Consider the following 6,433-nt stretch of genomic DNA (forward strand, 5'->3'; position numbering starts at 1 on the left):
ATCACGATCAACCCGGAGATCGAGGCGGCCAAGGCCGAAGCGGCCGCGAAGGCTGAAGCGACAGCGAAGGCCGCCGCGCATGCCGCGGCCGCCGGCAAGGCGGCGGATGCGGCGGCTCGTGCGGCCGATGCGGAAAAATCGGCCGATGCGGCCGATGCCGCCGGGGCCGCCGACGCGGAACCCGCGACTCCTGCCCCGCCCGCCCCGCCGGCGCCACCGGCCCCGGCCGCCGGCAAGGCGAACGGCGCCCATCCCGTGACAAAAACCTTACGGGGCGTGAACGGCGAGGAAGTCCACATCGACCTGCCGCCGCAGATCGGCGAAGAATTGTCGAATGCGATCGAGGCGGCCGTCGACGATGCGGCCGAGGCCAAGGCGCGCAGCTACCACAAGCAGGCGTCGACCTGGTTCACGAGCTTCGTCTGGCTGCTGATCCTCGCGCTGTTCGGTACGAAGGCACTCGTGGGCGGCAAGAAACGGGCCGAAGCCGAGATGCAATCCGCCACCGCCGCCGCCGAGCGCGAATCGATGCAGCGCCAGTTGTCCGAAGCCAAGATGCAGGCGATGCAGGCCCAGGTCGAGCCGCACTTCCTGTTCAATACGCTTGCTTCCGTCGAACATCTGATCGAGACGAATCCGCCCCGCGCCTCGGCCATGCAGCGCACGCTGATCCAGTACCTGCGTGCCGTGCTGCCGCAAATGCGCGACAACAACCTCGTCACGAACCTGGGCCGCGAGGTCGACATGGTCAAGTCCTACCTCGACCTGCTCAAGATGCGGATGGAAGAACGCCTGACGGTCGAACTGCACGTGCCGGACGGCCTGCGCAGCGCCGCCTTTCCCCCGATGATGCTGCAGTCGATGGTCGAGAACGCCATCAAGCACGGCCTCGAGTGCAAGCCCGAGGGCGGGCACCTGGCCGTCAGGGCGGAAATCGTCGACAGCAGGCTGCGCGTGACGGTTGCCGACGATGGCGTCGGCTTCGGGGTGATGCCCAGCAAGGGAACCGGTCTGGGGCTGTCGAACATCCGCGAGCGCCTGAAACTGCTGCACGGCGAGGCCGGCCGGCTGCACATCGCCGCCAACAGCCCGAGCGGTGTGATCGCGACCATCGAAGTGCCGTATCAACTTGCCCCAAAGTAAGCAAACCGGCTATTGCTTGCGCTGTCATTTCGTTGAATAATCGACATTCCTACACTGCTCCGACCTAACCATGCCTACCGCTATCATTGCCGATGACGAAAGACTGATGCGCGACCTGTTGCGCACCCGATTGTCCCAGGTGTGGCCGGAATTGCAGATCCTCGGCGAGGCGAAGAATGGCGACGAGGCCGTGCAACTGGTCGACGAACTGAAACCCGACCTGACCTTCCTCGACATCCGCATGCCGGGCAAGTCCGGCATGGAGGCGGCGCGCGACATCGGCGCCGCCAGCCAGGTCGTGTTCGTCACCGCCTATGACGAGTACGCCGTGGAGGCATTCGAGCGCGGCGCCGTCGACTACGTGCTGAAGCCGCCCGAGCCGGAACGCCTGAAAATCACCGTCGAGCGCCTGAAGGAACGCCTGGCGACGCCATCCAGCGGCGGCGCCGCGCAGGCCAGCGTCAACGACACGGTCACGGCGATGCTGTCGCAGCTGGCGGAAAAGATCGCCGCGCCCAAACCGAAATACCTGCAATGGATCCAGGCCAGCATCGGCCAGGACCTGCGCATGATCCCCGTCGAAGACATCCTGTTCTTCCGTTCGGACGAAAAATATACCTGCGTGCAGACCGAGAAATTCGAGGCCCTGATCCGCAAGCCCGTGCGTGACCTGGCCGAGGAACTGGATCCGGCGCTGTTCTGGCAGATCCACCGCGCCACGCTCGTCAACGTCAACGCGATCGAAGGCGTGACGCGCGATATCCGCGGCCGCCACCTCGTGCTGGTCAAGAGTCGTCCGGAAAAACTCGAAGTCAGCCGCAGTTTCCTGCATCTCTTCAAGCAGATGTAGCGCCAACGCCCGCCGTTGGGCCCCGCCCGATTGTCGAGCATCAAGCCAGGCGCTTGCATGACGGGTAAGGTAGATGCCGGACCCGCCCAGCGGGTCGTTTTCTATCCAGCATTCTCGAATGAAACGACCGCGCCGCCCCCGCGTTGCCGGCAGGGCCGCAGCCTGGTTCCTGGCCGGGTTTGCGACCGGCTACTGGCTGGGCCGGCGCATTGAACGGGAGCCCGACACCGTGCCGGCCAGCCGCCAGAACGCCAACCACGTCAGCGAAGCCATCATTTCCGCCGACCAGTCGAACACCATCGTCATGGCCAACCCGGCCGCCGCGGCCCTGTTCGGCACAACGGTCGACCAGATGGTGGGCAGTCCGCTCGGCCGCTTCATCGAAGCGCCGGCCGACAACCCGGCCCATGCCCCGGACGACGCGCGCGAACCCGTCGATTTCTTCCGTCCCGGCAGCGGCCGCGCCGGCCGCCGCGCCACCGACTACGCCGTCACGGGCGTGCGCGACGACGGCGAGCGCTTCCCTCTCGAAGGCTCGATCTCGCGCGCCAATCCCGGCGCCCCGTTCTACACGGTCGTGATGCGCGACGTCAGCGAGCGCCATCGCGTCCAGGACAAACTGAGCCGCTCGCACGACCAGTTGCGCCAGCTGTCCGCCGCACTGCAGACGATCCGCGAGGAAGAACGCACCCATATCGCGCGCGAACTGCACGACGACCTCGGCCAGCTCCTCGCCTCGCTGCGCATGGATCTCACGCTGCTGCAGCAGGCCGACGGCACGCCACGCGACAGCCTGCGCCTGATGCGCGGCATGGAAGACAACCTGCTCACCGCCATCACGTCGCTGCGCCGCATCGCCACCAACCTGCGTCCGCGCGCACTCGACGAAGGCGGGCTGTATTTCGCGCTGCAGGGCCTGCGCGACGATTTCGTCGAGCGCTACGCCATCCCGACCACGCTGCTGGCCGACGAGGCCGAGCTGCGGCTGGACGACGCGGCCAGCACGGCCATCTTCCGCATCGTGCAGGAAGCGCTGACGAACATCGCACGCCATGCCGAGGCGACCCGCGTCACGATGAACCTGTTCCGGCTGAACGGCGACCTGCTCATCACGATCCGCGACGACGGCCGCGGCATCCGGCCCGAAGACATGGAAAAGGCGGAATCGCTGGGCCTGATCGGCATGCGCGAGCGGGCCTGGGCCATGAAAGGCGAAATCACGATCAGCGCCGACGAGCCGCAGGGCACGCGCATCGACATCATCCTGCCGCTGCACGACCACTTCGTTTCATGAGGTCAGCATTATATGTTGAACATACTGCAAACGTTGTAAATACCCAACATTGCCTTTTGTCATCAAACCGAAACATCGTTACGATAGGATGCTGCCGATCACGTGAATAATCACATTAACAGATTATTCCGATTGAGGCAGACCGACATCTTATTGGAGAATCCTGAATGCAAGTTAAACGCCTGGCCGCCGCTTTGGTCGCCCTCGCCCCGCTGTACGCCGCAGCCCAGACCAACGTGACCCTGTACGGTGTACTCGACGCCGCCATCGAATCCGCCGACCAGGGCGGTTCCATCGGCCGTCACACCAACGTCCAGTCGGGCAACCAGTCGGGCAGCCGCTTCGGTTTCCGCGGTGCGGAAGACCTGGGCAATGGCGTGAAAGCCATCTTCAACCTGGAAGCCGGCGTCGCCGCCGACACCGGCGCGCAAGACGCTGCGGGCCTGTTCCAGCGCCGCGCCGTCGTCGGCCTGGAAGGCGACTTCGGTACCCTGACGCTGGGCCGCGAATACTCGCCGCTCGCACAAGTAGCCGGCGCCAGCGATGAATTCGGCCAAGGCTTCTACGGCAACAACCTGAGCGCCTTCGATAACGGCCTGACGCGTCGCCTGTCCAACTCGATCAACTTCAAGAGCGCTTCGTTCGGCGGCGTCGACGTGATGGCCGCCTACTCGGCCGGCGAGAAGACCACCAGCCCGTCGAACAACATTATCGCCTGGGGCGCCGAATTCAAGCAGGGCGGCCTGTACGTGGGCGGCGCCTACCAGACCCGCAAGGCCGCCGTGGCCGGCGACACCAAGGAATACGGCGTGGGCGCGGGCTACACGTTCGCCGACCTGGGTGGCTTCGAAATCAAGAGCAACTACCTGGCAGCCGATCCGATCGGCGACAACAACACGTTCAAGCAGTACAACCTGGGCGTCGGCTACCCGTTCGGCGCCAGCAAGGTCTACGCCAACGTGCAACAGAACAAGGTCGGCAGCGCCAAGGGTAACGCCTGGGCACTGGCCTACAGCTACACGCTGTCGAAGCGCACGAACCTGTACGCAACGTACGCCAGCCTGAACAACAACGCCGCTGGCGCCTTCACCCTGAAGTCGGGTTCGAACGCGGTGGCGCCGGCTGCAGCGGGCAACGATCCGTCGGTGTTCACCGTCGGCATCCGTCACACGTTCTAATCTAGGGTACGTAATGGTGGGCACAGGGTGCCCACCCTACGTCTCGCGGGCGACTCCGGTCGCCCTGCCCGACGGGCGGACGGCGTTGGCCGTTCGCCCGTTTTTATTTGAGCCGGCAGCCGTAGGGTGGGCACCCCGTGCCCACGCGKACGTTTGCAATCACGGGACGGCTATTTGAGGCGACAGGTAAGCATCCAATAATAGGTCAGGCGCTCAATTCGGATCTCACGCACTTCCCCACCCAACCGCTTGCGCAACGCGCTATCGGCCGGATAATTCTTCGGCAACTCGAACCGCTCGCCATCCGGGGCCGCGACGATCTCATAGGTATTGCCCTGCGCGTCCGTGCGCGCGATTGTCGTGCTGCTGCCCTCGACATACGCATCGTCGAGCAGGATCAGGACGACGTCATGGCCCAGCCGCGCCCGCAACTGGGCGAGCAGCGCATCCTGTTCGTCGCGCTTCAGGTGCGACCACCAGAAGCCGATGAAGACGCAGGTAAACGTGCCCAGGTCGGCGGGCAGGTCGAGGCCGTCCACCCGGCGGAACGCCACCTTACCCTCCGGCAAGCGACGGCGCTGCGCCCGTTCGATCATCTCGTCGAGGATGTCGGTGGCGAGGACGCGCTCCGCCGTCGCGGCAATCACTTCGGTCCAGTAGCCGGTGCCGCAGGCCAGTTCCAGCACCGCGTGTCCGCGCACCAGCTGCGCGATGCGGTCGCGCACCCTGGATAAGTCATTGGCACGCTCCGCCCGCGACAGCGCGGCGTCGGCGGCCTGCGTGCTGCTCGCGTAATAGCGCGCGACGGGATCATTCTGTCGATTCATATTAAAGCTCGTAATTGTCACTGGTGCCGCGCATGGCCGACTCGACCATCTTGCGGTTGAGCGTGGGGGCCAGCAGTTCGATGAAAGTATAGATATAGCTGCGCAGGTAGGCGCCCTGCTTCACCGCGACGCGCGACACGTTCATGCCGAACAGATGGCCGACCGGAATCGCGCGCAGGTTGCGGTCGCGCTCCTGGTCGAACGCCATGCCGGCGATGATGCCGATGCCCATGCCCAGTTCGACATAAGTCTTGATGACGTCGGCGTCGATGGCTTCCAGCAGCACGTCCGGCTTGAGGTTGCGCAACTCGAACGCGTGGTCGATCTTGCTGCGCCCGGCGAACGCGGCGTCATAGGTAATCAGCGGATAGCCGGCGATCTCTTCCAGCGAGATCGCCCGGGATTTCGTCAGCGGATGCTCGGGCGGCAGGACGAGCACGTGCTCCCACTGATAGCATGGGAGGGTGATGAGGCCGTCGACGGCTGCGATGGACTCCGTCGCGATGGCGAGATCGGCATGGTCGTTCTTGACCATGTCGGCGATCTGGCGGGGATTCCCTTGCAATAGCGACAACCTGACTTTCGGGTAGCGCTGCATGAAAGCCTGCACGACCTTGGGCAGCGTGTAGCGTGCCTGCGTGTGCGTGGTCGCGATGGTGAAGCTGCCGCTGTCCTGGGCGGCGTATTCCTTGCCGATGCGCTTGAGGCTGTCGATCTCCTGCATGATCAGCTCGACCGAATGCAGGACGAGGCGGCCCGGCTCCGTCAGGCCGCGGATCCGCTTGCCGTGGCGGGTGAAGATGTCGACCCCGAGCTCTTCCTCAAGTTCGATGATCGCTTTCGACACCCCGGGTTGCGACGTGAACAATGCCTTGGCGGCGTCGGTCAGGTTATAGTTTTGGCGGACGGCTTCGCGCACGAAACGTAGTTGGTGTAGGTTCATTGCCCTTATCTATTTCCGAGCACCGCACGTCCTGATGCTCTTCTGTCATTCCGATCCCGCATTTTACAAGGATGCTTATACCGCAGGCTCATATAAGCAAATAAAATCTCCGTCGTTTGGAATATAGCTGGATTTTATTAATATTCCGCTTAGTTTGGGTCCGGATTGGCCCGCCCCTTAGGAATCTTGCACATGTAC

General features: G+C 64.1%; 6 protein-coding genes. 4 read left to right on the forward strand and 2 right to left on the reverse strand.

Going from position 1 to position 6,433, the window contains the following annotated elements; translation table 11 throughout:
* From AC1DYX_RS25975 to AC1DYX_RS25990, 4 genes are all read left to right on the forward strand, one after another.
* The gene (locus tag AC1DYX_RS25975) at positions 1-1,143 is read left to right on the forward strand and encodes a sensor histidine kinase (RefSeq protein ID WP_477264254.1); all 1,143 of its coding nucleotides are present in this window, start codon (positions 1-3) and stop codon (positions 1,141-1,143) included.
* Positions 1,144-1,213: 70 nt separating this feature from the next.
* Positions 1,214-1,993: a LytR/AlgR family response regulator transcription factor gene (locus tag AC1DYX_RS25980; protein ID WP_477264256.1), complete on the forward strand. Its 780-nt coding sequence runs from the start codon at positions 1,214-1,216 to the stop codon at positions 1,991-1,993.
* A 118-nt stretch (positions 1,994-2,111) separates the two neighbouring features.
* Positions 2,112-3,287, forward strand: a complete 1,176-nt coding sequence (locus AC1DYX_RS25985) for a PAS domain-containing sensor histidine kinase (protein WP_477264258.1) — start codon at positions 2,112-2,114, stop codon at positions 3,285-3,287.
* Positions 3,288-3,454: 167 nt separating this feature from the next.
* Positions 3,455-4,465, forward strand: coding sequence for a porin (locus AC1DYX_RS25990; RefSeq protein WP_477264260.1), 1,011 nt, complete (start codon positions 3,455-3,457; stop codon positions 4,463-4,465).
* A 170-nt stretch (positions 4,466-4,635) separates the two neighbouring features.
* Here AC1DYX_RS25990 and AC1DYX_RS25995 read toward each other — a convergent pair whose 3' ends face one another.
* Positions 4,636-5,292, reverse strand: coding sequence for a class I SAM-dependent methyltransferase (locus tag AC1DYX_RS25995; protein ID WP_477264262.1), 657 nt, complete (start codon positions 5,290-5,292; stop codon positions 4,636-4,638).
* A gap of 1 nt (position 5,293) precedes the next feature.
* Complete coding sequence (locus AC1DYX_RS26000) at positions 5,294-6,235, reverse strand: CysB family HTH-type transcriptional regulator (RefSeq protein WP_477264264.1); 942 nt, start codon at positions 6,233-6,235, stop codon at positions 5,294-5,296.
* Positions 6,236-6,433: the final 198 nt, after the last annotated feature.

The organism is Massilia sp. P2_C2 (assembly GCF_056404615.1).

Coding starts and splice junctions, on each gene's coding strand:
- AC1DYX_RS25980 (WP_477264256.1), top strand. CDS start 1,214: ATGCCTACCGCTATCATTGCCGATGACGAAAGACTGATGCGCGACCTG.
- AC1DYX_RS25985 (WP_477264258.1), top strand. CDS start 2,112: ATGAAACGACCGCGCCGCCCCCGCGTTGCCGGCAGGGCCGCAGCCTGG.
- AC1DYX_RS25990 (WP_477264260.1), top strand. CDS start 3,455: ATGCAAGTTAAACGCCTGGCCGCCGCTTTGGTCGCCCTCGCCCCGCTG.
- AC1DYX_RS25995 (WP_477264262.1), bottom strand. CDS start 5,292: ATGAATCGACAGAATGATCCCGTCGCGCGCTATTACGCGAGCAGCACG.
- AC1DYX_RS26000 (WP_477264264.1), bottom strand. CDS start 6,235: ATGAACCTACACCAACTACGTTTCGTGCGCGAAGCCGTCCGCCAAAAC.